General features: G+C 61.2%; 22 protein-coding genes. 9 read left to right on the top strand and 13 right to left on the bottom strand.

Annotation, left to right across the window (positions count from 1 at the left end; genetic code table 11):
• Positions 1–25: 25 nt before the first annotated feature.
• The 4 genes from ANTHELSMS3_RS09425 to ANTHELSMS3_RS09410 are packed head-to-tail and all read right to left on the bottom strand — an operon-like array spanning position 26 to position 4,613.
• Positions 26–1,588, bottom strand: a complete 1,563-nt coding sequence (locus tag ANTHELSMS3_RS09425; RefSeq protein ID WP_254694893.1) for an extracellular solute-binding protein — start codon at positions 1,586–1,588, stop codon at positions 26–28.
• A 34-nt stretch (positions 1,589–1,622) separates the two neighbouring features.
• Positions 1,623–2,504 carry a carbohydrate ABC transporter permease gene (locus ANTHELSMS3_RS09420; protein WP_094034643.1) on the bottom strand — a complete coding sequence of 294 codons (882 nt, stop codon included), beginning with the start codon at positions 2,502–2,504 and terminating at the stop codon, positions 1,623–1,625.
• 13 nt (positions 2,505–2,517) lie between these two features.
• Positions 2,518–3,513, bottom strand: coding sequence for an ABC transporter permease (locus ANTHELSMS3_RS09415; protein WP_094034642.1), 996 nt, complete (start codon positions 3,511–3,513; stop codon positions 2,518–2,520).
• Positions 3,510–4,613 (bottom strand): ABC transporter ATP-binding protein, encoded by a 1,104-nt coding sequence (locus ANTHELSMS3_RS09410; RefSeq protein WP_094034641.1) that lies wholly within the window; start codon positions 4,611–4,613, stop codon positions 3,510–3,512. The genes ANTHELSMS3_RS09415 and ANTHELSMS3_RS09410 overlap by 4 nt, the downstream gene beginning before the upstream one ends.
• Before the next feature lie 179 nt (positions 4,614–4,792).
• Here ANTHELSMS3_RS09410 and ANTHELSMS3_RS09405 point away from each other — a divergent pair, with 179 nt between their 5' ends.
• The 3 genes from ANTHELSMS3_RS09405 to ANTHELSMS3_RS09395 all read left to right on the top strand — a co-directional run bounded on the left by ANTHELSMS3_RS09405 (position 4,793) and on the right by ANTHELSMS3_RS09395 (position 8,278).
• A complete protein-coding gene (locus tag ANTHELSMS3_RS09405; RefSeq protein WP_094034640.1) occupies positions 4,793–6,043 on the top strand; it encodes an enolase C-terminal domain-like protein in 1,251 nt (416 codons plus the stop codon).
• A gap of 82 nt (positions 6,044–6,125) precedes the next feature.
• A complete protein-coding gene (locus ANTHELSMS3_RS09400) occupies positions 6,126–6,818 on the top strand; it encodes a GntR family transcriptional regulator (RefSeq protein ID WP_094034639.1) in 693 nt (230 codons plus the stop codon).
• A gap of 89 nt (positions 6,819–6,907) precedes the next feature.
• The gene (locus tag ANTHELSMS3_RS09395) at positions 6,908–8,278 is read left to right on the top strand and encodes an MATE family efflux transporter (protein WP_094034638.1); all 1,371 of its coding nucleotides are present in this window, start codon (positions 6,908–6,910) and stop codon (positions 8,276–8,278) included.
• A 19-nt stretch (positions 8,279–8,297) separates the two neighbouring features.
• Here the strand turns inward: ANTHELSMS3_RS09395 and ANTHELSMS3_RS09390 are convergent, their stop codons facing one another.
• From ANTHELSMS3_RS09390 to ANTHELSMS3_RS09380, 3 genes are all read right to left on the bottom strand, one after another.
• Positions 8,298–11,141 carry a tetratricopeptide repeat protein gene (locus ANTHELSMS3_RS09390; RefSeq protein ID WP_094034637.1) on the bottom strand — a complete coding sequence of 948 codons (2,844 nt, stop codon included), beginning with the start codon at positions 11,139–11,141 and terminating at the stop codon, positions 8,298–8,300.
• A gap of 3 nt (positions 11,142–11,144) precedes the next feature.
• Positions 11,145–12,983, bottom strand: coding sequence for a tetratricopeptide repeat-containing sulfotransferase family protein (locus ANTHELSMS3_RS09385; protein ID WP_198319921.1), 1,839 nt, complete (start codon positions 12,981–12,983; stop codon positions 11,145–11,147).
• A 94-nt stretch (positions 12,984–13,077) separates the two neighbouring features.
• Positions 13,078–14,106 carry a Hint domain-containing protein gene (locus ANTHELSMS3_RS09380; RefSeq protein ID WP_094034635.1) on the bottom strand — a complete coding sequence of 343 codons (1,029 nt, stop codon included), beginning with the start codon at positions 14,104–14,106 and terminating at the stop codon, positions 13,078–13,080.
• Positions 14,107–14,252: 146 nt separating this feature from the next.
• On the opposite strand from ANTHELSMS3_RS09380, the gene ANTHELSMS3_RS09375 reads away from it, so the two are divergent.
• Positions 14,253–14,555, top strand: a complete 303-nt coding sequence (locus ANTHELSMS3_RS09375) for a DUF6916 family protein (protein WP_094034634.1) — start codon at positions 14,253–14,255, stop codon at positions 14,553–14,555.
• Here ANTHELSMS3_RS09375 and ANTHELSMS3_RS09370 read toward each other — a convergent pair.
• The 5 genes from ANTHELSMS3_RS09370 to ANTHELSMS3_RS09350 form a co-directional block, all read right to left on the bottom strand.
• Positions 14,548–15,027, bottom strand: coding sequence for a GNAT family N-acetyltransferase (locus ANTHELSMS3_RS09370; protein WP_094034633.1), 480 nt, complete (start codon positions 15,025–15,027; stop codon positions 14,548–14,550). The genes ANTHELSMS3_RS09375 and ANTHELSMS3_RS09370 overlap by 8 nt on opposite strands.
• Positions 15,028–15,037: 10 nt before the next feature.
• On the bottom strand, positions 15,038–15,508 hold the full coding sequence (locus ANTHELSMS3_RS09365; RefSeq protein WP_094034632.1) for a DUF6916 family protein: 471 nt from the start codon (positions 15,506–15,508) through the stop codon (positions 15,038–15,040).
• A gap of 28 nt (positions 15,509–15,536) precedes the next feature.
• Positions 15,537–16,067, bottom strand: coding sequence for a phage tail protein (locus tag ANTHELSMS3_RS09360; RefSeq protein ID WP_094034631.1), 531 nt, complete (start codon positions 16,065–16,067; stop codon positions 15,537–15,539).
• A 90-nt stretch (positions 16,068–16,157) separates the two neighbouring features.
• A complete protein-coding gene (locus tag ANTHELSMS3_RS09355; protein ID WP_094034630.1) occupies positions 16,158–16,697 on the bottom strand; it encodes a phage tail protein in 540 nt (179 codons plus the stop codon).
• Positions 16,698–16,780: 83 nt separating this feature from the next.
• Positions 16,781–17,314, bottom strand: a complete 534-nt coding sequence (locus ANTHELSMS3_RS09350; RefSeq protein WP_094034629.1) for a phage tail protein — start codon at positions 17,312–17,314, stop codon at positions 16,781–16,783.
• Between the two features lie 615 nt (positions 17,315–17,929).
• On the opposite strand from ANTHELSMS3_RS09350, the gene ANTHELSMS3_RS09345 reads away from it, so the two are divergent.
• The 5 genes from ANTHELSMS3_RS09345 to tal all read left to right on the top strand — a co-directional run bounded on the left by ANTHELSMS3_RS09345 (position 17,930) and on the right by tal (position 22,308).
• Entirely contained in the window at positions 17,930–18,763 is an 834-nt protein-coding gene (locus tag ANTHELSMS3_RS09345) for a transporter substrate-binding domain-containing protein (RefSeq protein WP_094037031.1), read from the top strand.
• 66 nt (positions 18,764–18,829) lie between these two features.
• Positions 18,830–19,585 (top strand): amino acid ABC transporter permease, encoded by a 756-nt coding sequence (locus ANTHELSMS3_RS09340; protein ID WP_094034628.1) that lies wholly within the window; start codon positions 18,830–18,832, stop codon positions 19,583–19,585.
• Positions 19,586–19,589: 4 nt separating this feature from the next.
• Complete coding sequence (locus ANTHELSMS3_RS09335) at positions 19,590–20,483, top strand: amino acid ABC transporter permease (protein ID WP_094037030.1); 894 nt, start codon at positions 19,590–19,592, stop codon at positions 20,481–20,483.
• Positions 20,484–20,495: 12 nt separating this feature from the next.
• Positions 20,496–21,242 carry an amino acid ABC transporter ATP-binding protein gene (locus ANTHELSMS3_RS09330; protein WP_094034627.1) on the top strand — a complete coding sequence of 249 codons (747 nt, stop codon included), beginning with the start codon at positions 20,496–20,498 and terminating at the stop codon, positions 21,240–21,242.
• Positions 21,243–21,360: 118 nt separating this feature from the next.
• Positions 21,361–22,308 carry a transaldolase gene (tal, locus tag ANTHELSMS3_RS09325; protein ID WP_094034626.1) on the top strand — a complete coding sequence of 316 codons (948 nt, stop codon included), beginning with the start codon at positions 21,361–21,363 and terminating at the stop codon, positions 22,306–22,308.
• A gap of 47 nt (positions 22,309–22,355) precedes the next feature.
• Here tal and ANTHELSMS3_RS09320 read toward each other — a convergent pair whose 3' ends face one another.
• Positions 22,356–23,372: a class 1 fructose-bisphosphatase gene (locus ANTHELSMS3_RS09320; protein ID WP_254694892.1), complete on the bottom strand. Its 1,017-nt coding sequence runs from the start codon at positions 23,370–23,372 to the stop codon at positions 22,356–22,358.
• Positions 23,373–23,553: the final 181 nt, after the last annotated feature.

Genomic DNA, 23,553 nt, shown 5'->3' with positions numbered 1-23,553 from the left:
TGTGTTTTCAACGTCTTGGAAAGGCTTAGTTGTACTGACGTTCGTAGGCTGTGTTCAGGACCTCGATGACGTCCGCATAGCCCATCTTGTCCAGCGTCTTGGCGTAGTCGTCCCAATCCGCCTGCACGTCGCCCGCCCCGAGGATCCAGGCCTGCTGACGCTCCAGCATGTAGGTGCGCAGCGACGGCCAGTAGCGGTCAAAGACTGCCTGTTCCTTTTTGTTCAGCGCAACGCCAAGGAACTGGTCGATCAGCAGGTCCTCGGAGTCGTAAAGCTCGATCCCCTTGCGGGCGGCCTCAGAGGTCCACTGCCATTCGTAGCGATAATCCTGCCAGTAGCCGCGCTGAATTTGCGCGCCTTCCAGATACATCTGGCTGTTGACCGGGCTGTCGCTGTTCAGCACTTCGGGTTTGTAGACCGGCTCTCCGTCGATCATGTCCCATGTCTTGCCTTCGACGCCAAAGTTGGACAGCAGGCGGCCCTCTTCGGTGAACCAGAAGTCAAAGTACTTGATGACCGTGACCGGGTCCTTGGCCATGTGGCTGATGGCCCAACCATCCGGCTTGATCGGGATGCGGCGGTGCTCTTCCATCCGCACGCCCCCGGCAGAGGCGGGCGGCAGGAAGGGGATAAAGTTGAAGCCGTCGATCTTGTCACCCAAGGCGTCGTTGTAGCCCGACGTCGAGGCGAACCAGTCATGGGTCATGCCGCCAAGGTTTTCGGACAGCAGATAGTCGCGCGACGATGATCCACGGGTAAAGATTTCCGGGTCAATCAGACCCTCGGCGTACCATTTGGCGACATTGGCCAGCGCGTCCCGATAGGCGACCTGGGCGTAGGGGTGCACCAGTATGCCTTCGTCGTTGACGTAAAAGTCATGGTAGGTGTCCGACCCGGACGAGCGCGCATCCCACAGGGTCAGCAGGCGGTTCACCTCTTCCCACTGGCGCGCAAAGTAGGGGATTTCGTCCTTCAGACCATTGCCGTTCGGATCCTGATCGCGGAAGGCCACCAGCACGTCATACAGCTCATCCACATCCTGCGGCTGTTCCAGCCCCAGCGCGTCCAGCCAATCCTGACGGATGAACCACGCCCGGCCATATTTGCCGTCGGGCAGATAGGGGATGTAATAGTAGTTGCCGTCATAGGCCGAGATCGCCTCTTTCAGGCCCGGATGATCCTCCCAGAACTTCGCAATGTTGGGCGCGTGCTCTTCGACCAGTTCGTTGAGCGGCACAAACGCACCTTGGGGGCCGTATTCGTTGACCGGCTGCTGGATCAGGTGGCCGCCGACGATATCGGGCATCTTGCCCTGAGCGATCAGCAGGTTCATCGCCTCGTTGCTGTCGGTGGAGTTGCGTCCGGCTGTAGCGTCGACCAACGAGACGCCGGTCAGCTTGCGAGCTTCCAGTTCGACCGGATAAGGCTCACCGGACTTTGGCACCATATAGCCCTGCGCGCGCGGCCAGTGCATGTGGATCGTCAGTTCGACCGGCTTATCCACGACTTGCAGATGGCTTTCTGCGTAGGCGGGAACAGTCAGGGACGTGGTGCCCAGAATGGTCAAGGCCAAGGATAGTTTTCGCATGGTTTCCTCCCAGTTGCGACAACAGTTTAGTCGGTTACTCTTTGACCCCACCCAGCAGGATACCCTTGCTGAAGTACTTCTGAAGGAAGGGGTAAATCATCAGGATCGGGATGATCGAGCAGACGATGATCGCGGCGCTGACCGTCTCGAACGAGTAGCTGGCGTTGATCAGGGTGCTGGCGAATTCCTCATCGTCGGACAGTTCGACGATGACGTGGCGCAGGTAGACCTGTAGCGGGATCTTTTCGTCGTCCTGCAAGAGGACCATCGCCCAGAAGAACCCGTTCCAGCGTGACACGATGCAGAACAGCGCGACCGTGGCGATGGCCGGTTTCGACAGCGGGACAAAGACTTTCCACAGCACCTGGAATTCGTTGGCACCGTCCATCCGGGCCGCCTCTTCGAACGATTGCGGAATGCCCTCGAAGAAGTTGCGCAGCAGGATGATGTTGAAGCCGTTGACCGCAAAGCCGATGATGATGCCGAAGTAGCTGTCCAGCAGTCCCAGATCCCGCATGTTCAGGAAAAAGGGGATCATCCCGGCGTGGAACCACATGGTAAAGGCGACCATCAGGTTCCAGAACCGCCGACCGTACAGTTGCGGACGCGACAGGGCGTAGGCCCCCGGAATGATGAACAGTAGGCTCATCAGCGTGCCGCCGATCGTGTAGATGAACGTGTTCTTGTAGCTGGTCCAGAACATCGGCTCACTGAGGACCTGCTTGTAAGCCTCCAGGGTAAAGCCCACCGGCGTCAGGATCACGTTGCCGGCGCGGGCCTCAAAGCCGGTGCTGAGCGACAGCGACGCGATGTAGATGAACGGGTAGAGGGTTGAGATCGTGAACAGTCCGATCAGGACCATGTTGATGATGACGAAGAGTTTGTCACCGCGCGAATAGAGGTTCATGTTGGCCATGTTGCTTGCTCCCTCACCACAGCGACGTGCGCGAATAGCGCTTTGAGATCGTGTTGGCCGTCATCACCAGAACAAAGGCGACCACCGCGTTGAACAGGCCTGCAGCGGCGGCAAGGTCGTACTGACCGCCCTGAATGCCTTGGCGATAGATGAAGGTGTTCACCACATCCGCAGTCTCGAAGGTTGCGGGCTGGTACAGCAGGATGATCATCTCAAAGCTGACTTCGAGCATGTTGCCGATGCGGATGATCAACATGATGATGATGGTCGGCATGATCGACGGGATCGTGATCTTCCACATCATCTGCCAGCGGCTGGCACCGTCTACAACCGCACTTTCATACAGCGTGGGGGACACCCCGGCGATGGCGGCAAGGTAGACGATGGATTGGAACCCGGCCTCTTGCCAGATGCCCGTACCGACAAAGATTGGTCTGAACCATTCCGGTTTGGTCAGGAAGTAAATCGAGTCCATCCCGAACCATCCAAGGATCGTGTTCACGATACCCGCAGATGGAGAGAACGCCGTTATGACGATGCCCGCGATGATGACCGAAGAGATGAAGTGCGGCAGGTAGACGATGGTCTGCGCGGTGTTCTTGAACACCTTGTTCAGCACTTCGTTGAACATCAGCGCCAGCAGGATCGGCATGGGAAAGCCGAACAGCAGGCCGTACATGCTGATGATGATGGTGTTGCGCAAGGCGCGCAGGAACTGGTCGTTGTTGAACAGGGCGTCGAAATGTTCGAACCCGATCCAGGGACTGCCCGCGACACCGCGGAAAATCGAATAGTCCTTGAAGGCGATCTGCAGGCCGTACATCGGCTTGTACAGGAAGATCAACAGCCACAGGATGGTCGGGATCAACATGGCGTAGAGCTGCCATTCGCGTTTCAGGTGGTCCCCGACGCGGTTCAGTCTGCTGGGTTTGCGCTCTCGCTGCGCCTCGCGGGCCGCGATGACCAATTCCTCGGTCTTGGGGCCGGTGAAATCGGGATCGCTGCTCATTTTTCCACCACCTGTCCCGGCAGCGCTTCCCCGGTTCCGGCATCAAAGACACGGATCAGGTTCGGCGCGATGGTAAAGCCCGAAATGCCGTCCAGCACATTCATCTGGCCCACGGTTTCGGTGCGGATGACAAAGGGCTCACCGTTCAGGCTGGCGTGAATGAGTGCCTCGGAGCCCAGCGTTTCGGTCAGATCGACCTCCACCCGGACGATATCTGCTGCACTGTCATCGGCGATCCGCACAAATTCCGGCCGGATGCCCAAGATCACGTCCTTGCCCACGGCGTTTTGCAGCGAGGGCAGAGGCGCCAGCGTCAGACGCTGACCGCCGAATTCCGCCACCGGTGCATCACCGCCCGAGGCAATCCTCGCGGCAACCATGTTCATCGGCGGCGAGCCAAGGAAACCGGCAACAAAGGTATTGGCCGGGTTCAGGAACAGCTCCATCGGAGAGCCGACCTGCTCGATCTTGCCGTCATTCATGACAACGATCCGGTCGGCCAGCGTCATGGCCTCGACCTGGTCGTGGGTGACGTAGATGCTGGTCACGCCGAGGCGTTTGTGCAGGCGCTTGATCTCGGCGCGCATCTGGGTGCGCAGCTTGGCATCAAGGTTGGACAGCGGTTCGTCGAACAGGAACACCTTCGGACGGCGCACGATGGCACGACCCATGGCGACGCGCTGGCGCTGACCGCCTGACAGGTCGGCGGGGCGACGTTCCAAGTATGGGGTCAAGCCTAGGATGTTACCCACTTCCTCGACCGAAGAGGCGATCACCTCTTTGCTTTCCTTGCGGATCCGCAGGCCAAAGGCGATGTTTTCGGCAACGTTCAGGTGCGGGTAAAGCGCGTAGTTCTGAAACACCATCGCGACATCTCGATCCTTGGGGGCGACGCGGTTGACGCGGCGGCCGTCGATGGTCAGGTCGCCGTCGGAAATCTCTTCCAGCCCGGCGATCATCCGCAGAGTTGTGGATTTGCCGCATCCTGACGGGCCGACAAGCACAACGAATTCCTGTTCGTTCACTTCCAGATCAATCCCATGGACGACCTGCACGGCACCGTACGCCTTGACGATACCATTGAGCTGAACACCAGCCATTCCTCCTCCCCTTCTCCTGCCAGCGGCAGGCCTGATCCCAGATCCATTACCGCGCCGATCCTCCAAGCGATTCGGCGGGAAATTTCAACTGGTATACTAGTAACAAATCTGGAATACTAGTATTGAAATGGGCGGGGGCGCAGCGAATCCTGCCAACCCACAGAGGCGAAAGGCCAACCATGCGGATCACGGAAATCACCATCACTCCCATCGCGGTCCCTGATGTGCCGCTGGCCAATACCAAAGGGGTGCACCAGTCCGTCTTTCTGCGCTCTGTCATCGAGATGCGGACAGACACGGGGCTGGTCGGGCTGTCTGAAAGCTATGGCGCCAAGCGAACGTTGGACGGGTTGCGCGCGGCGGCATTGGCGCTTGAGGGGCTGGACCCCTATGATTTGCGCGACCTGCGACGACGCATCGAAACCACCCTGCCCGACGCCGGTGGCATCAATGCCCCCACGGCGCTGGCCGATCACCAAGTGGTCGACGTGGTCTACAGCGCGTTTGAGCTGGCCTGCATGGATCTGCGCGGCAAGGAGGTCGGTCGCCCGCTCTATGACCTGCTGGGCGGCGCGGTGCGCAAGCAGATCGGCTTTGGCGGCTATCTCTTTTTCAAGTTCGCCAAGCAGGATCTGACCTTTGGCCCCGACATCATGGGCGAGGTGATGACCCCCGACGCGATGGTGGCGCAGGCGCGTGAATTTGTCGGCGCTTATGGGTTTCAATCGCTCAAGCTGAAGGGCGGCGTGTTGGAGCCGGACGCCGAGGTCGAGACCATGTTGAAGCTGCGCGAGGTCTTTCCCCACCACGCATTGCGCATCGACCCGATGGGCGCATGGACAGTGCCCACGGCGAAAAAGATCGTCGACCAGTTGGACGGGGTGCTGGAATACCTTGAGGATCCCTGCCGCGGTATGGACGCCATGGCAGAACTGTCAGCGCAGATCGACATGCCGCTGGCCACCAACCTCGTGGTGGTCGAATTCGAACAGATATTCGAGGCAGTGCGCAAGAACGCGGTCCAGATCATCCTGTCCGACCACCACTACTGGCGCGGCCCGACCGGCGCGATTCAACTGGGAGAGGTCTGTCGCGCGGCGGGTCTGGGGGTGTCGATGCACTCCAACTCGCACCTCGGGATTTCGCTGGCCGCGATGTGCCACGTCGCGGCAGCCACGCCGAACCTGACCTATGATTGCGACACACATTATCCGTGGTCGACCAAAGAGATCGTCACATCCGGGCGGCCCGTGTTCGAGAACGGCATGCTACGCGTCCCCGAAGGGCCGGGGCTGGGCGTTGAACTGGACCACGAGGCCGTTGCCGACCTGCATGACCTCTACAACCAGGCCATGGTGCGGGACCGTGACGATACCGATGAGATGTTAAAGTATGTGCCCGATTATGTGCGAAAAGTGCCGCGATGGTAGGTCACGACACGCACCACCCGCCGGTGGAACTGGCAAATCAGCAAGAACACCGCTACTGGGATTACGTCATGGAGGACGAGCAATGGCTCAGGTGAATAACATTCGGGATCGCCGGACGACAGTCGACGACATTTTCGATTTCCTTCACGATGAGATCCTATCCCTACGGCTGCGCCCCGGTGACAAGATCTCAGAAGCCGACATCGCTGCCCGCTTTGGCGTGTCCCGGCAACCCGTGCGCGACGCTTTCAACCGGCTGGCAAACCTCGATCTTTTGCTGATCCGCCCGCAACGCGCGACAGAGGTAAAACGCTTTTCCTCTCGTGAGATTGAAAAGTCGCGCTTTGTCCGGGCGGCCATCGAAAAAGAGGTGCTGCGCCGCGCCGCCGAGTTCTGCGATGCATCCGACGCGGCGCTGCTGGACGCCTGCCTTGCGCGCCAGACGCAGGCGATTGATGCTGGTGATTTTGGGGCCTTCGGCGCGCTGGACTATGAGTTCCACCAGACGCTGTGCCAGATCGCCAAGGCGGATTTTGCCTTTGACGTGATCCAGACCGAAAAGATCAAGGTCGATCGCCTGTGCACGCTCGGGCTCTCGAAAGAGGACCGCATGCCGCAACTGGTCGAGGATCACCGAGAGATCGCAACAGCCGTCAAGGACCATGACGCCGACCGGGCTGTCGCGGCGGGCATGTTGCACCTGTCGCGATTGGACGACACGATTGAGCGCATCTCGGCGACCAACAGCACCTATTTCGACTCCGAAAACGACTGAGCCGCCTTCGGCACGGGATCAGGCCACGCGCTCGTGTGGCCCAATCCCCTGTCCGACGGAGCACGCTCGAATAGACTGGTTCATACCCTATGCGCCCTTCCCTTTCCGCTGTGGCGGTTCCCACAACCCGTGACGTCTTTGGCCTTGCCTGGCCCATGACCCTCAAGGCGATCATGTTGCACGGAATCGTCGTAATCGACGCCTACCTTGTGTCGCCTCTGGGCGAACCGGCGCTGGCGGCGCTAGGGCTGGCGGGCGCTGTTGCGGGCCTGCTCCTGGGCGTGCTGCTGTCCTTTGCCAATGCGACCCAGATCCGGATCGCACAGGCCTATGGCGGCGGCGACCCGGTGTTCCTGAAATCCGCGCTGTATTCCGGGATGACCATAAGCCTCGCCATCTGTGCGGTCGGGTTGCTGGCGCTGGGTGCGGGCGGAGGCCCTCTGCTGGACGCACTGGCGCATGATCCCTGGATCGCGCAAGAGGCGCGGCGCTATCTGACGGTCTTTGCGGTTGTCATCGCCGCCGAGGCGGTAGGCCAATGCCTGTCGAGCTATTTCAACGGCACCGGCAACACCCGCATCCCGCTGTTCAGCTACATGATCGGTGTGCCGATCAACGTCGTGGTCAGCTTGATCTTTATCAACGGCTGGCTGGGTGCCCCGGCAATGGGCGTGGTCGGCGCGGCAATCGGCAGCGCCACCGGCGCGCTGTTGCAGGCGGGTTTCCTGACCTACAGCCTGATGCGCCGCACCGGCGCCTACCGTGATGTGATCGGCTGGCGCAATGGCACTTTTGCCGCCTCTGTCAAACGCCATCTCGGCTTTGCCGCGCCAATCGCTGCGACCTTTATCAGCGCAACGGTGGCCAGCAACGTCTGTATGTTGCTTTATGCCCGTCTGGGCGTGAACGAATTCGCCGCCATGACACTGATCATGCCCTGGATCATGGTCGCCGGGACATTCGGGATGTCCTGGGCGCAGGCGACAGGCATCTACGTCGCGCAAATGCTGGGCCGCAACGTCTCCGGCGACGCGCTGGACACCTTTCTGGCCGGGGCGTGGCGGGCAGCGGGTGTGGCGGCAGGGCTGGTTGCGCTGTTTTACATGACAATCTGTGCGCTCTCGCCGTGGATCTATCCGGATCTGCACGCCGACACGCTGTCCACCTTTGTCGGCTTTTGGCCAATCCTGTTGTTGTTGCCGTTCCCGAAAGGATCAAACGCGATCTGTGGCAACACGCTGCGCGCCGCCGGTGAGACGATCTATGTCATGCACGTCTTTGTCTGGTCGCAGTGGCTGTTCCGCGTCCCCGCAACAGCCGTCCTGATCCTGTATTTCGACGTGCCTGCCTTCTGGGTTCTGGCGGTTTTGCTGCTGGAGGAACTGGTAAAATTCCCGGCCTTTCACCTGCGGTTGATCCGAGGCGATTGGAAACGCGCGGCGCTGCTGGACCTAGGATAGGGTCCAGAGCGTCGACCCGCTACGCACGGTCCGAGTCCGCCAACCTGCCAAAGGCAGCAACCAGCGGCTGCGGTGCATGGCGGTCGCGGGCGTTCCAGTATTGCCCCGACATCTTGTAACTGAGGCGCACATGGGGCTGGACGTGGGAGGCCAGTTGCGCCTGCGTCAGGATTGTCAGGCCCGTCTCTGTCTCTGCCGGGGTGGCCTGTCCTAGCCAGTTGGCCGCCGCGCGGGTCATCAGCCCCGGCCCGGTCTTGAACCATGTGCCGTCGTTTTCCCGTGCCAAAAGGGACCGGCCCGCCGCTTGCAACGCCCAAAGCATGGCCGGGTGTCCAACAGGGGCACAAATCACGTTGTTGGCCAACGCGCCCCAAGGCTCTGCCGTGACAATCAGTCCAGGGCCTTCGGCGATCAGTTGGCTTGCGTCACCGATCAGCAGGTCGTCGGCGTCCGCATAGATCCCGCCATGCCGGTACAGCAAGCACAAGCGCAGGAAATCGCATTCTTCGGCCGCTGAATTGGCCAGCTGAAACGCGCGGGCATGGCGCGGGCCAAAGTGGTCGCGTAAAAAGGACAGCGCCGCCTGGCGGTCAAACAGCCGGTGTTCAAAGCCGGGGGCATCTTGCCAGCTTTGCATCACGCGGGCGACCTCTTCCGGGACTTTGGGCGTGTTCCAGTACTGAAAGATCAGCTTCGGAACGGCCGTCGGGACGGCACTGGAAACTGAACGTGGCCCCAGCTGCGGCGCATGGGCCGCAACAATACGCTTGGCAGGATAGAAAAAATCGTGGGCCAGCCGCGCCTCGACCTGGGCCGCTTCCTCGCCTGCGGCCAGCGCATGGTCGCGCGCCGCTGCGTACAGGCGCAATTCATTGAACTGCGCGCCATGCAGAGTTGTCGAGAAATGCGCCGCGTTCTGCCGGCCCGCGCCTGGCTCGCGCTGGACCCGCGCGGCAAGCTCTGCCGATTTCTCCACATCCCCCAGCGCCAGCGCAAGATCCAGAAACTGCCGAGGCGACAAGGTCTTTATCCCGGCAGCGGCGCGCGCCTCTGCCATGTCTCTGGTTTCTTCAAGGCGACCCTGCTGAGTCATTAGCTGCATCCGGTCAAACCCGTGATCGAGATCGGGAAACCGGTCTGACAGGTGATCAAGCCAAGCATGCCCGGCCGACAACTGGCCGGTTTCGATGCAGGCCCGCAGGAACTGCCGCCTCAGGTGCGGCGCATTGGGCCAGCGCGCGACGCAGATCCGCAGATAGCGAAAGGCCAGCTTTGCACGACCGGCATCCAGCAGCCGTTCGCCGATCAACGCGGCACCCTGCGTGTCGCGCGGGCTGGTCAGATCGGTCCGGGCCCGGGTCAGCGCCTCTTCGGGACCGGCAAACAGCCCGGCGACAAAGGCGCGGAATTCTGCCCTACGCGAGGGCGCAAGGCGTTGCTCCAGCGCGTCAGTGACACGCACAGCCGTGTCCGGGGCCACGATCACCCTAACGCGACTGGCCAGAAACTGTGCGATCAAGGGCGAGATTTGCGACCGCGCAGTTACGCACTCCATCACCGCCAGCGCGGCCTCGACATGATCAGCCTGTTCGCCCAATTTGAAAAATCGCAGCAATTCAGGCTCTGTCATGCCGGGGGCGGCAGTGACCAGATTGTCCAGCAGGTCGCGCATGGCCCCGCGTTGGCCAGTCTGTAGCCGCAATTCCGCCGCCCGAAGACCCAAGGCAGGGCTGCGCTGTTCATGCCCGGACAGGGCCGTCAGGCCGGCCTCGGGTTCACCAAGCGCCTGATGGGCCTCTGCCAGCCCCAACCGCGCCGCATCCATCTGCGGTGCCTCTTCGAGACAATCGGCGAATAGCGTTCGCGCCTCCTTAGCTTGGCCCGCGTTCATCTGCGCCCGCGCCAGTTCCAGGCGCAGGCGAGTCTCTGACGGAGTCCGCTCCAACGCCGCGCGCAGGGTTGCGATGGCGGCGCCCGGTTGCCCCATGTGAACCATCAGCCCCGCCCGCCGCGCGATCAGAGCAGGGTCGTCAGACCGTTGGTCCAACGCCGCATCCGCAAGTGCCAACGCGCGATCGGGATCACCCGAGGTCTGAGCGATGTCGATCCGACCGAGCCATGCTCCGACGTGGTCGGGCTGTTGGGCCAGCACGGCGTCAAGCGCGGTGTCTGCAGCGCTCAGATCGCCGGATTTACGCCTGAGACGCGCCTCGATGAGCGCAACCTGCGCGTTCTCCGGGATCGTTTCGCGCAACGACTTGACCAACTCCAACGCGGCATCCGCCTGCCCTACAGCCTCTAGCGCGCGCAGCCGTTTGATCTGCAACGGGACGACATGCGCGGGGCAATGGCGCTCTGCCTCTGTGGCCAGGGTCAGCGCCTGATCGGCGTTGCCCTGGGCCAGCGCAATTTCGACCACGGACATCCATGCCCCCGCGTGGTCGGGCCGCAGGGTCAGCACATGGCGGTAGGCCTGTTCGGCTTGCTCCATCGCGCCCGCGCGATGCAACATCCCGGCAGTGACTGCGGCCAGTGGGAGATCGTCAGGTGCCTCGGCGCGCAGGTCTGACAGCATCGCCAACGCCGCGTCACGGTCACCCTCTGCCTCCATCGCGCGGGCACGTTTGGATTGCAGCGCCGTCCGGTGGCCCGGGCAAAGTGGCAAGGCCGTGTCGCACAGTTCCAATGCCTGAGAGGATCGCCCACGCCCCAACGCCAGTTCAATCCGCGCCAGCCACGCGCCTGCGTGATGGGGCCGTTGCGTCAGAACCTGCTGATATAGCTGGTCCGCAGCGTCAGGGTCGCCCTCAGCCTGGCGGGTCCGGGCCAGCGCCAGCAGATCTGGGATGGGTGTTTCAATCAAGGGTCAGGCGTCCAGTCCACAGGCAAGGCGTTCGTCAGCAGTCAGCGCGTCGCCCAGTGCAGCGGCGAGCGGGGCCAGATCCGACCCATATCGCCGCCAGCGGGCAACCGAGGTGCCGTAAACCGGTTCACGCACCTGCGCGACAGAGGCGGTGTTGACCTGCCGCGAGGACGCGGTGTGGTCCAGCACATCGGCGTTCCAGTCCAACCCTACAAAATCAAGCACCGCGCGGGCCTGCCCCTCGGGGTCGGCGACCAAGGCCTCATAGGACACCTCGCGCACCCGATCCGGCATCACCGTTGCCCAGTGTTGCGCGTTCAGATCAAACTGGCGCCACGATTCTGCCAGATCCTCCAGATCGGTCGAGACTGGCTGGTTCTGGCCAAAGTTTTGCAAGTAGTTCGACACCAGCCCGTCCAATGGATGCCGGCGCATGATCAGGAATTTCGCCTCTGGCAGCGCAAGGGCCAGCAAACCAGCATATAGTTGATTGCCCGGCATCTTGTCGGTGACATGGCGGCTGCGCAGTCCTTCGCCGTGCAGATAGGCTTGATAGTCCTCCCCCAGCCGGGTCAGATCATCATCGGTCAGGCTATCGTCGGGGCTGCGTTCTTCCATCACCGCGCGCAGGGGCGCATTCGCCTGAAAGGCACGCTGCACCGCTGGCATCTCTCCTCCAGCCTGAACGTCGGGATGACGCGACAGCATCTGTTCCATCAACGTGGTCCCAGAGCGCGGCAACCCACAGACAAAGATCGGCGCGACGCCGCGCAGCCCGGCACTGGCGTGCCGCGTCAGCAAGGCTGGGGTGACCAGCGCGCGCATCCGTTCGGCGCGGGCAGAATGGGCTGTGCGATCATAGGGAAACTGGGTGCGGGTCAGGCGGTTGCCTTCGGCGTAATGGGCAAAAGCGGCGGCGTGATCGCCCAGATCATCCTGCGCCTTGCCCAACGCAAATTCCAACGTGGCGCGCGGCTCATCGGGGAATTCATCAGCCTTCTGCGCCAACATTTGCAATCCCTGCCACTCTGGACTGTCGGCGCGTGTCTTTCGCAAATTCGCGAGCCGCGAAAAAGCCATCAGCGCCATACCCGGCAGTGTCGCCGCCTTCAGAAAGGCTTGTGCCGCGTCGTCCATTTTCCCAGAGGCGGCCAGCGTGTTGCCCAGATGCAGCCACCCCTCGCCCGCCTGTGGGGACAGCTCGATGGCGCGGCGGGCGTGGTGTTCTGCGGCCTCGTGTCGTTCGCGCCGAAACAGCGCCTGCGCCAGATTGACGTGTACCGCGACCGATTGCGGATCAATCGCCAGCGCCCGGAACAGCGTATCGACAGCGCGTTGAAAGTGCCCCGTTCGCAAGCAGGCCTGCGCAAGGTTCAGGTGCACATCCAGAACGCTGGGGTCCAGTGCGATGGCACGGTCCAGATGCTGGATCGCGCGCACATAGTCCTTGGCCACAACCAGCGCCGCCCCCAGATTCGCATGCGCCAGCGCATAGTTTGGCGCCACCTCAACCGCAGCCTGAAACTTTTCGCGGGCATCGTCCATTTTGCCCTGCTGTGCCAGCAGCGTGCCGATATCGACCAGCACCGCCACATCCTCTGGCTGATGTGCCATCACCTCATCCAGCATGGCCATACCCTCGACGGTCTGGCCCTGACGGACAAGGTTCAACCCCTTGAGATGCACCAGTCGCGGGTGTCCGGGGTACTGCGCCAGCAAATGATCCAACGACGCCCCCGCCTCAACCAGCCGCCCCGCGTTCTGGTGGCGGGCAATGCGAGCCAGTTCAGCGTTGACGGATTCGACAGCAGCGGCATCGGTCGGCGCGGCGGGGCTGGTCATGTCGGGGTCTCCCATTCGGCACCCGGAGAAAGGCAAGCGCGCCCGGAGAAGTCAATCCCCGGGCGCGGCGTATGTCACACTAAAAACGCGGGTATCAGGCAGCGCGGGTGTTCAGCCCCAGCGCCTCTGCGCGGTCGTCCAGACGCGCGCGGATCTGCGGCGGCAGGTGACGCGCGGCGCTGATGCGCGGTGCGGCCATTTCGACGATGGCCGGAGCCTCCGTCCGCTCTGCCCCGTTCACAAACCCGTCGCGACCGATGAAATCGACATAGGTTTCCGCCGGGCAACCCTCTGCCAGCAGCAGCTCATGTGTACCGGTCTCAACGTGGAAGTAGGTAAAGCCCGCGCCGCGCATCTGACCCTCACGGGTTACCGTGCTGCCGTTAATCAGCGCGCTGGCGTTGACCAGGTAGCCGTCGATGCCGATTGCGTGGTCGGGGGATACAAGCAGGTCACGCGCGGGGATGTTGTCGCCCAGCGCACCGGCGCGGATGCGGATCGGGTTGACCTTGGCCGGGTTTGTCGTTGCCGTCGCGACTGGCTGTTCACCCAGCCATTCGACGGTGGTGGTGCCACCTGAGGCTGTCAGCACAACATCGCCAGCGCGCAGGTCCTCGACCGCCTTTTCGCCATTCGTCGTTGCGATCAGCGTGCCTTCGAGGAAGCACAGCAACGTGGCGTTTAGGCTGTCGATGGCGAGACCGCCCTCTGTGGTCGCGGTAAAACGAATTTCCGAGAAAACCTTGGCGGTACCGCCCAGGTTGATGGTCTGGTTGCTGGTCACGTTGGTAATCGTGATGTTATTGGTGACGTTGTCGCCGTTGACTGACACAAAGGTGACGTTCCAGTTGCCAGAATAGACCGTGCCAACCTCAAGCTGCAGACCGTTGCCTTGAAAGAACTGGTTCGGTTCGGTTCCCGCGACATCAAAGGTGAAGGCCCCCAGGGTGCCAAAGTCCGACAAGGTGAACGACCCATCCGGTGCAATCGTCGGGCTGTAGGAAATCTGGTTGGCACCGGGGTTGCCCACCGTGCTGATAGTGAAGTTGACTCCGGTGTCATTGAATGACACCGAAGCAGCGTTAAAAACCACGCCACCATCATTGAAATCAAATTGTGCCATGTGCTCTTCCCTTGCGCCGCGCAGATGTCAAAAAAGATCAACCGATTTTCTGCTACGCAAATCATAAGCTGCATTCAGGAACTTGAAAACCCCCTGTATGGTTGCAAAAAGGACAGAGAATTCGCCCGTTGCCTCGGAGAACCCGCATGGACATTGCCACATTGACCCCAGAACAGTTTGAGCCGCTGATCGGCCAGCCCGTATCGGTCGCCACTTCTCAGGGTGAGTTGGCGCTGACAGTTGTTTCCGTTGCGCCCCATTCCGGGGACAGCCGCCCCGACGCGGCGGTGCGCACAGGTTTTACCGTGACACTCAGCGGGCCGCAGTCGCCCATGCTGGAACAGGGCGCATGGGAGATTACCTTGCCCGGAGTCGGCGCGGCTGCGCTGTTTCTGTCGCCTTTTGACCAGACCGACACCGCGACCCGTTACGAGATCATCTTTAACTAGGCGCGGATCCGGCGGCGCGCCATTCCATCGCCAGATGGACGCCGTTGTCGTCGGTGACGGTAAACCCCATGCGCCGATACAGGTCTGCGGCGCGGTTGCCGTGTTGAACGCTCAGCCCTACCGGCAACCCCTCGGCGGCTGCCTCTGTTTGCAGGTCGCGAAGGATACTGGAGCCAAGGCCCTGCCCCTGCGCCGCCGCCAGCAAGGACACGTCGATCAGGTGGATTGCCTCTGCGCCCCGGTCAACGCGGATCTGGCCCACGTCCTGCCCACGGGCCACGACAATATCGTGGCTGGCAAACGGAAATCCGTCCGCATAGCCGCGATCCTGAGCGTTGAACTGCATGTCGATCATGTGCTGCCGCGCCTCAGCCGGCAATGGCAGCGCGGCTAGGTCCGGGCGCACCTGGATGAACAGATGTAACAGAAACGCCCGATCCGTGGCACGGACCGGGCGCAAGATCAGACTCATGAGAACGGGCTCAGTTCAGGACGATGGCGATGTCGGCCCCGCCATGCCTGCGGGGCACCGCCGTCATATACAGATCCGCCGCCCCCATGCGCGGGTGCCATACCCGGTGCAAGCCGTCACCATCCGCCACCAGCGGTCCGGCGTCCGGGCTGTCAAACAACGCCGTGACGCTTTCGCGCCGCGCAAGATCACCGGGGCGTGCAGGGCCGGATGCGCCCTGTTCCAACGCCACCAGCTTCAAGACCACGTCCCCATGCGCCTTGGTCGAGACACGAAAGCGCTCTCCGACCAGACTGGCTAGTTCCTCTGCGGTGGCATCGTGCCAGCGCGGTGCCTTGGCAACAACCGGGGCCACCCCTTCGGTCACTTGCGCGGCCGATCCGGTGCGCGCCATGGCGGCACCCGGCAGCGCGGCAAGGCCCGCGAGGGCCGCCTGACCCGCCAAAACGGCACGCCGTGAAAGACTGTTCAGAACACCCATGGCGCTCTCCTTTGTTTTTTGGGTTGCATCATGAACGCGACGGATAAATGCCAACCAAGGCGATGATGTAGTTTACGGCCTGAAAGGGCGGCAGGTTGTTGTGTGACTGGCTTCCGCCGACATTATTCTGCCGGATCATCGCGGCATCCATCCGAACGTCATCCGCGGGTGTATTTGTGCGAAAGATCGACGACCCGGATGCCAGCATGTTGCCGCCCGGATCGGTCAGGTTGCCGCCTCGCGATTCCGCGCGCATGGTAACGCCGTGGTTGTGCGAGGGCATCTCGTTCGTGGTCAGCGTCACCCGCTCTTGCCCCCCCTTCGCTCCAAGACGATAAGTCGACAGGCCGGGTCCGTTGCCGGCGTGCATGGCCGCGCGTCCGCGCAGATCCGGCAAGCCAAACGTGGTGCGCCCGTCCCCGCCATAGATCGTTCCCAGCAACGAGAACAGTGCATCGTTCTGCGCGACCGCCAGCAATTGACCGTCACAAAAGGCCCAGCCGCGTGGCGCAAAGTTGCCCGCGAACATCGTGATTTGGGCGACATACGGTTCAGACATCTTGCAATTCCCTTTTTATATATGTGCGATCCTGCGGGAAGCGGGCTGACCGGCGATCCTGCCGTGCCGCCACCGGCCTCCCGCGTTCCGTCAGTTGCGCGACGGAAACTGGCCCTGAAGGGCGATGATGTAATTCACCGCCAGGAAGGGCGGCATGTTGTAGTGCGATTGGCCGCCACCAACATTGAACTGCTGGATCATCGCCGCATCCATGTCGACATCATCCGCGGGTGAATTGGTGCGAAAGATCGAAGACCCGGATGCCAGCATGTTGCCTGCCGGATCCGCCACGCTGCCCGCGCGAGATTCCGCGCGCATCGCGACGCCGTGATTGTGCGACGGGATCTCACTCACGTTCAACGTCACCGTCTCCGCGCCCCCCTTTTGCCCAAGCACGTAGGGTGACAGGCCGGGCCCGACCGAGCCGTTTCCGGAATGCACCGGGATGCGCCCGCGCAGATCGGGCAGCGCGAACGATGTACGCCCGTCTCCGCCGTAGGTCGTCCCCAGCAGGGAATACAGCGATTGGTTCTGTTTGATCGGCAGGATCTGACCATCGCAAAAGGCCCATCCGCGGGGGGCAAAATTGCCTCCGAACATCGAGATTTCGGCAAGGAATGGCTCGGACATGGTGGAACTTTCTGTGTCTGGAATGGCTCTTTTGGATCGACGGGCCAGAGGCCCCGGTCGCGCGGATGTTGGTCAGGACAGACCTAGCTGCGCGACGGATAGGTGCCGACCAATGCGATAATGTAGTTCAACGCCAGAAAGGGCGGCCTGTTTTCATGTGCCAGATTGGCCCCGACGGTGTTCTGCCGGATCATCGCAGGGTCCATATCCACATCGTCTGCTGGCGTGTTGCTGCGATAGATAGTGGATCCCGACGCCAGCATGTTGCCGCCGGGATCGGTCAGGTTCCCGGCCCGCGATTCCGCTACTGCGTTGACGCTATGGTTGTGCTGCGGGATCTCGAGCGTGTTCAGCGTCACAACTTCCTGTCCGCCCTTTTCGCCTAGCTGATAGGCCGTCAGGCCCGGGCCGCGCCCCGGATGAATAGCGGCGCGTCCACGCAGGTCCGGCAAGCCCATCGTGGTGCGGCCATCGCCACCGTAGATCGTGCCAACCAAAGAGAACAACGCCGTGTTCTGGCTGATCGGCAAGAGCTGACCATCGCAAAATGCCCAGCCGCGCGGCGCGAAATTCCCTGCGAAAGGAATGACTTGGGCAATAAACGGGTATGCCGGCATGTGAATATCCCCTGCTTCTACAAATATCTGCTGGCAGCGTACGGCTGGGAATATCGTTCTGTAAAGCACTATCACACGCAGAGCGTGTCATGTGGCACCGCGCAGAGCCGCGCTCGTGGCGGTCTGGCCCAGCGCGGCAAACGGGAACACTGTCGTGGCCAACCGCGCAACCTATGCGTTAAGACTCCCATGGCCGCTGCGGTGGAAAGTTCAGGCCGCCCCGCCCATGGGATGCGCGCATTCCACAAAAAAACTGCCTTGAACACCCGGCGCTTTTCGTCTCACTTTTCAGACCCACTCAAAGGTCACGACGTCGGGCAGGAGGGAACTGGATTTTTCGACGGATCCGTTTTTCAACGAGCTGCAGAGCAAGTGCCCGGAAAGCACATGTCCTATGTTGACGCTAAAAGATGGCCACCGCGCTGCCGAATTTTGTGGCATACCACTTGGGAAGCGCAAAAAATCCGCGATACAACGCAAAAAATAAGCAAATTCGAGCCCGCCGTGTCCTAAGCCGGACGTGACGGGATAATCGAAGCCCGGTCGGGGGAACACCCGGCGCAAACCTTCGCTCTGCCAATGAATGGGGCGAAAGACACCAACATGGAGGACTACATGAAAAAACTACTTGCAGCGACTACGGCACTGGCAACTGGCCTGACCGGCATTACCGCTTCGGCGCAGGAATGCACCAACGACGCTTGGAACCGCATCATGTCGTCAGGCACGCTGACCGTGGGCGTCAAAGCGGACTACAAACCTTGGGGTTATCGTAACACCGATGGCGAACTGATCGGCATGGAAATCGACATGGCCAAGGACGTGGCCGCCAAGATGGGCGTCGACCTCGAGCTGGTCGCAGTACAGTCGTCCAACCGGATGCAGTTCCTCGAGCAAGGCAAGATCGACCTGATGATTGCGACCATGTCGGACCGCGCGGACCGCCGCGAAATCGTCGGCATCGTCGGCCCGAACTACTACACCTCTGGTACCAACCTGCTGGCCCCCAAGGCGTTGAACTTTACCGAATGGGAAGAGCTGCGCGGTCGTCCGGTCTGTGGCAAACAGGGCGCGTTCTACAATCAGGCGGTTGAAGAGCGTTATGGGGCAGAGGTCGTCGCCTTTATCGGCAATGCCGAAGCCAAACAGGCCCTGCGCGACAAGAAATGCGTGGGCTTTGTCTATGACGACAGTTCCATCATGGCCGACCTCGCGTCGGGTGATTGGGAAGACTACGCGATGCCGATGCCCACAGAGGATGACAACCCCTGGGCCCTGGCCGTGCCGAAAGCAGAAGAGAACTGCGTCTTTGGCCGTTTCATGTCCGGCATGCAGTACAACTGGCACAAGGACGGCACGCTGGTCGAACTTGAGAAGAAGTGGGGCATTCAATCCACGGCATACACCGCCAGCCAGCATGAGCGGTTCAAGGACTGGCTGTCCGACTGATCCTGATCCACGCGCTTTCGCCTGCCTCGGTCCGCCGGGGCAGGCACACAATCAGGAGGGGCCTCCATGCTGGACGCGTTCCAAGACTTTTTCCGCGCACTTGCTGCCGACCATCCGACATGGAACTTTGTCTTCTTCTATGAAGAACGCCAATGGGGACAGGTCATCAGCGGATTGTGGATGACGATAAAACTGTCGGTTGTCTGCGTGATCTTCAGCGTGATCATCGGGATCGTCGGGGCCGCGATGCAAGGCTCCAACAGCCGGATCGTGCGCGGCATCGTCAACGGCTATATCCAGTTCTTTCGGAACACGCCGCCCTTTGTGCAGCTGCTGTTCTTTTATTTCGCACTGGGCAGTTTCACCCCCACCTACAGCCCGGATGGCTGGCTGGAGATCCCAATCATCTCAAACGTCGGCTGGGCGATCATTTCGCTGTCGTTCTTTGCCGGTGCCTTCAACGTCGAGATCTTTCGCGCCGGTGTCGAGGCGGTACCGGATTCGACGCAGGAAGCCAGCGAGGCACTGGGGTTCACCCGGATGCAGACCTTTGGCTATATCGTGCTGCCGCTGGCGCTGCGGGTGTCGATCCCCGCGCTGAACAACAATCTGGTCAATCTGGTCAAGACGACCACGCAGGCCTTTGTCATCGCGGTGCCCGAATTGCTGTATGAATCCGTCACGATCTGGAACGACTTTCCGTCCGCGCAGAACCCGATGATGCTGGTCCTGTTCGTGGCCTATCTTTCGCTGGTCGGTGTTCTGGTTCTGGGCATGAACTCATGGGAGCGGTCCATGCGCATCCCCGGATATGGAGTGTGATGCCATGAAACGCCATATCCCCGGGATTTCCACTGCCGCGACCACCGATCTGCCCGTCCTGTTGCCGCCCCCTGCCCCAAGCCATCATGCAGGCGTAATGAATTTCAGCCATTGGCTGGCGTCGATCCCGCCTTGGGCACCTTTTGTGCTGGTGCTTGTGGCCATGCTGTTGCCGTCGCTTGCGCTGGCTCAGGACGGCGCGACGACCAAGGACAGCCCTTTCACCGTCCTCTTGCGCTGGATTCCGTTCCTTGTGACCAAGGGATTTGTCTACACCGTGCTGATTTCAGTTTTCACGATGCTGCTGGGCACCGTCCTTGGGGTCATACTGGGAATTGGTCAGGTCAACCCGAACAGGGTGATCCGGTCGGCGTCGTACTGGATCACCCAGATCTTTCGCAATTCGCCCTGGCTGGTTCTGCTGTTTATCGTGATGCTCAGCTTTCCGTTCCGGATAGAGGTTTTTGGCCTGACCATCCCGGTCCCGGACTGGAGCAAGGCGGTCATAGGTCTGGCCCTGCCGGTCATGGCCAACATCTCGGAAATCGTGCGCGGGGCTATCGGGTCTGTGCCGTCGGCGCAATGGGAAGCGTCCGAAAGTCTGGCATTCACCCGCCGTCAGACCCTGTACCAGATCATCCTGCCGCAGTGCATCAAACGCATGATCCCGCCTTGGATGAACTGGTACGCGATCCTGACCATGGCCACGCCCATTGTCTCGATCCTGGGGGTTGAGGAAATTCTGAACCTGACCCGCCAGGCCATCGAGGCCGAAAACAACCGCCCCGAACTGCTGATCCCGTTCTACGGGTTCGTGCTGCTGATCTTTTTTGCATACTGCTATCCGATCGCCCGTCTGACGGTCCGTCTGGAACGCAGGTTTGCCGTGAAACTCTGAGTGAGGCCGAACATGACCTGGACACCCGACCAACCCATTGTTTCCATTCGCGACGTCGAAAAAAGCTTTGGCACCCTGAAGGTTCTCAAGGGCATTTCCATGGACATCATGAAGGGCGAGGTGATCTGCATCATCGGCCCTTCCGGGTCCGGAAAATCCACACTCATCAGATGTATCAACGCGTTGAACGACATTCAGGGTGGGTCGATCACTGTTGAGGGGCAGGAGGTGCACGACCACAAGCTGGACAAACTGGCCCTGCGCAGAAAGGTCGGCATGGTGTTTCAGCAGTACAATCTGTTTCCGCACAAGACCGCGCTGGAAAATATCATGATGGCCCCCGTCAAAGTGTTGAAAGAGGACAAGGCCAAAGTGGCCGAACGCGCCCGATCCTTGCTGAAAAAGGTCCGGCTGGAGGGCAAAGAAGACAGCTATCCGGGAGAACTGTCCGGTGGACAGCAACAGCGTGTCGCCATCGCGCGGTCGCTGGCGATGAATCCCGATGTCATGCTGTTTGATGAGGTCACCGCGGCGCTGGACCCCGAGACGGTGAAAGAGGTTCTGGTCACGATCAAGGATCTGGCCGCCGAAGGGATGACCTGTATCCTTGTGACCCACGAAATGGGATTTGCGCGTGAGGTGGCCGATCACATCTATTTCACCGACAAGGGTGTGATTGTCGAACACGGTCCGCCGACGACCTTCTTTGACAATGCCAAGGATCCGCGCACCAAGGAATTTCTAAGCCAGATCCTCTGACGCCGGTCACGGATGCTTGCCGGTCCCTGCAACGCGCTTTACCCTATATCCCGTATCAATTAGGGCGCTAACATCGCCGGCGCCAAAGTGCGGCGATGTCAGCAAGGGGCAAGACACCATGACAACCGTATTGGATCAACTGCGCGAGATGACCACCGTGGTCGCCGACACCGGCGAGGTCGCGGCGGTCAAGACATATCAACCCGTGGACTGCACGACCAACCCGTCGCTGGTGCTGGCGGCAATGAAAGATCCCGCCTCCGAGGCGCTGGTCTCGGCCGAGATTGCTGCCGGGCGCGCCAAGGGGCTGGACGCCAAGGCCGTGGCCGACACGCTGACGGTTGCGATTGGCGCAAAACTGACCGAACTGGTGCCGGGACGCGTCTCGACAGAGGTCGATGCCCGCATGTCCTTTGACACTCAGGCGTCGGTGGCGCGCGCGCGTAACATCGTCGCGGACTATGCCGCCCGCGGCGTCGATAAGGACCGCATCCTGATCAAGCTGGCCTCGACATGGGAAGGCATCCGCGCCGCCGAGATCCTTCAGGACGAAGGCATCGACTGCAACCTGACGCTGCTGTTCTCGATGGCGCAGGCCGTCGCCTGTGCCGACGCCGGTGCCTTTCTGATTTCGCCTTTTGTGGGCCGGATCACCGATTGGTACAAAAAGGCCGAAGGGCGTGACAGCTATGCCCCGGACGAAGATCCCGGCGTCAAATCCGTGCGCGGCATCTATGACTACTACAAATCCAACGGCATCAAGACCGTTGTCATGGGCGCATCCTTTCGCAACACCGACCAGATCAAGGCGCTGGCGGGATGCGACAACCTGACCATCGCGCCCAAGCTGCTGGATGCCCTTGAGGCCGATACATCGGACCTGCCCCGCGTCTTGTCACCCGAAGGTGCCACCGGCGTGGCCGCGATCAAGATGGATGAGGCGCAGTTCCGCTGGGACATGAACGCCGATGCCATGGCGACCGAAAAGCTGGCCGAAGGCATTCGCAATTTCGACAAGGATCACAACACGCTGATCGCGCTGATTGCAGAGCGCATGGCGGCCTGACATCTAGCCCCCTGTGGTGGCGGCCTCCGCCACCACAGGCCCCGGCGTCAGCCCTGCTGCGCCTCGCGGTGATACTGCTCCAGCACATCAACCTCGGATTTCGACCCCAGAAAAACCGCAACCCGTTGATGGTGTGAGGTGGGCACAACGTCCAGAATACGTTCCAACCCGGTAGACGCGCGGCCACCCGCCTGTTCGATGATGAAACTCATCGGATTGGCCTCATACATCAGGCGCAACTTACCACCCTGTTCCCGATTGCCCTCGTCACAGGGATAGATGAACACCCCGCCTCGGGTCAGAATTCGGTGCACTTCGGACACCATCGAGGCGACCCAGCGCATGTTGTAGCGCTGACCGCGCGGCCCGCTTTGTCCTGCTAGGCATTCGTCGAAATAGCGCCGCAGCGGTGCGTCCCACATTGCGTACCGCGACGCGTTAACCGCAAATTCGCTGGCGGTATCGCCGATCTTCATGTCCGGGTGCGTCACCCGGAATTCGCCGGTGCCCGGCTGGTGGGTGAACCCCGTCACCCCGTTTCCGGTGGTCAGGACAAAGGACGTCGACGGGCCGTAGACCGAATAGCCGGCGCAAATCTGGCTCGAACCCGGCAGCAGCACCGACCTGTCGTCGCTGGCGTCGATCTCACGATCCAGACGCACCACCGAAAAGATCGATCCCACACACATGTTGATCGCAAGGTTTGACGACCCGTCGAGCGGATCGAAATAGACGATGTAATCGCCCGGCCCCGGATTGTCCTTGAGCCAGTAGACCTCTTCAACCTCTTCGGACACCAATGCCGCGACGCGGTCGCTGCTGGAGCAGTGACGCACAAAGACATCGTTCGCCAGAACGTCCAGTTGTTGCTGCGCCTCGCCCTGCACATTTGTCGATCCCGCCGCGCCAAGGCTGCCCGTGAATGCCCCGCTTTGCACCAGATGCGATACCACCCGGCAGGAGGTGGCGATGTCTTCGAGCAGTGGAAGAAGGTCAGGGTCCAGACCATCGCTACGGCAGGCGTTCAGCAAGGTCTCGCGGAGTGTAAGGGCTTTGTCATCCAAGGCAGGCGCACTTTCTGTAGGGGTTGACCAAAATCCAATGGCGTAGCGCGGCCCCGAACAAATCACATCGTCCCGGCTCAATGCCGTTGCAGGTCCAAGTGACGTGATCGGGTGTCTCATTTGACCCGCTTTTGACCTCAATTCAAGACCGCCTTCGGACCCGTCCCCGTCAGTTAACCAG

The organism is Antarctobacter heliothermus, assembly GCF_002237555.1.
Taxonomy (GTDB): Bacteria; Pseudomonadota; Alphaproteobacteria; order Rhodobacterales; family Rhodobacteraceae; genus Antarctobacter; species Antarctobacter heliothermus_B.
This window is presented reverse-complemented; position numbering and strand designations above follow the sequence as displayed.

Excerpts from the sequence above, each read along its gene's own strand:
- ANTHELSMS3_RS09385 (WP_198319921.1), bottom strand. The coding sequence starts at position 12,983 with ATGACCAGCCCCGCCGCGCCGACCGATGCCGCTGCTGTCGAATCCGTC.
- ANTHELSMS3_RS09395 (WP_094034638.1), top strand. The coding sequence starts at position 6,908 with ATGCGCCCTTCCCTTTCCGCTGTGGCGGTTCCCACAACCCGTGACGTC.
- ANTHELSMS3_RS09355 (WP_094034630.1), bottom strand. The coding sequence starts at position 16,697 with ATGTCCGAGCCATTCCTTGCCGAAATCTCGATGTTCGGAGGCAATTTT.
- ANTHELSMS3_RS09360 (WP_094034631.1), bottom strand. The coding sequence starts at position 16,067 with ATGTCTGAACCGTATGTCGCCCAAATCACGATGTTCGCGGGCAACTTT.
- ANTHELSMS3_RS09410 (WP_094034641.1), bottom strand. The coding sequence starts at position 4,613 with ATGGCTGGTGTTCAGCTCAATGGTATCGTCAAGGCGTACGGTGCCGTG.
- ANTHELSMS3_RS09425 (WP_254694893.1), bottom strand. The coding sequence starts at position 1,588 with ATGCGAAAACTATCCTTGGCCTTGACCATTCTGGGCACCACGTCCCTG.
- ANTHELSMS3_RS09365 (WP_094034632.1), bottom strand. The coding sequence starts at position 15,508 with ATGGGTGTTCTGAACAGTCTTTCACGGCGTGCCGTTTTGGCGGGTCAG.
- ANTHELSMS3_RS09350 (WP_094034629.1), bottom strand. The coding sequence starts at position 17,314 with ATGCCGGCATACCCGTTTATTGCCCAAGTCATTCCTTTCGCAGGGAAT.
- ANTHELSMS3_RS09340 (WP_094034628.1), top strand. The coding sequence starts at position 18,830 with ATGCTGGACGCGTTCCAAGACTTTTTCCGCGCACTTGCTGCCGACCAT.
- ANTHELSMS3_RS09370 (WP_094034633.1), bottom strand. The coding sequence starts at position 15,027 with ATGAGTCTGATCTTGCGCCCGGTCCGTGCCACGGATCGGGCGTTTCTG.
- ANTHELSMS3_RS09415 (WP_094034642.1), bottom strand. The coding sequence starts at position 3,513 with ATGAGCAGCGATCCCGATTTCACCGGCCCCAAGACCGAGGAATTGGTC.
- ANTHELSMS3_RS09330 (WP_094034627.1), top strand. The coding sequence starts at position 20,496 with ATGACCTGGACACCCGACCAACCCATTGTTTCCATTCGCGACGTCGAA.
- ANTHELSMS3_RS09345 (WP_094037031.1), top strand. The coding sequence starts at position 17,930 with ATGAAAAAACTACTTGCAGCGACTACGGCACTGGCAACTGGCCTGACC.
- ANTHELSMS3_RS09405 (WP_094034640.1), top strand. The coding sequence starts at position 4,793 with ATGCGGATCACGGAAATCACCATCACTCCCATCGCGGTCCCTGATGTG.
- ANTHELSMS3_RS09380 (WP_094034635.1), bottom strand. The coding sequence starts at position 14,106 with ATGGCACAATTTGATTTCAATGATGGTGGCGTGGTTTTTAACGCTGCT.
- ANTHELSMS3_RS09400 (WP_094034639.1), top strand. The coding sequence starts at position 6,126 with ATGGCTCAGGTGAATAACATTCGGGATCGCCGGACGACAGTCGACGAC.
- ANTHELSMS3_RS09375 (WP_094034634.1), top strand. The coding sequence starts at position 14,253 with ATGGACATTGCCACATTGACCCCAGAACAGTTTGAGCCGCTGATCGGC.
- ANTHELSMS3_RS09420 (WP_094034643.1), bottom strand. The coding sequence starts at position 2,504 with ATGGCCAACATGAACCTCTATTCGCGCGGTGACAAACTCTTCGTCATC.
- ANTHELSMS3_RS09335 (WP_094037030.1), top strand. The coding sequence starts at position 19,590 with ATGAAACGCCATATCCCCGGGATTTCCACTGCCGCGACCACCGATCTG.
- tal (WP_094034626.1), top strand. The coding sequence starts at position 21,361 with ATGACAACCGTATTGGATCAACTGCGCGAGATGACCACCGTGGTCGCC.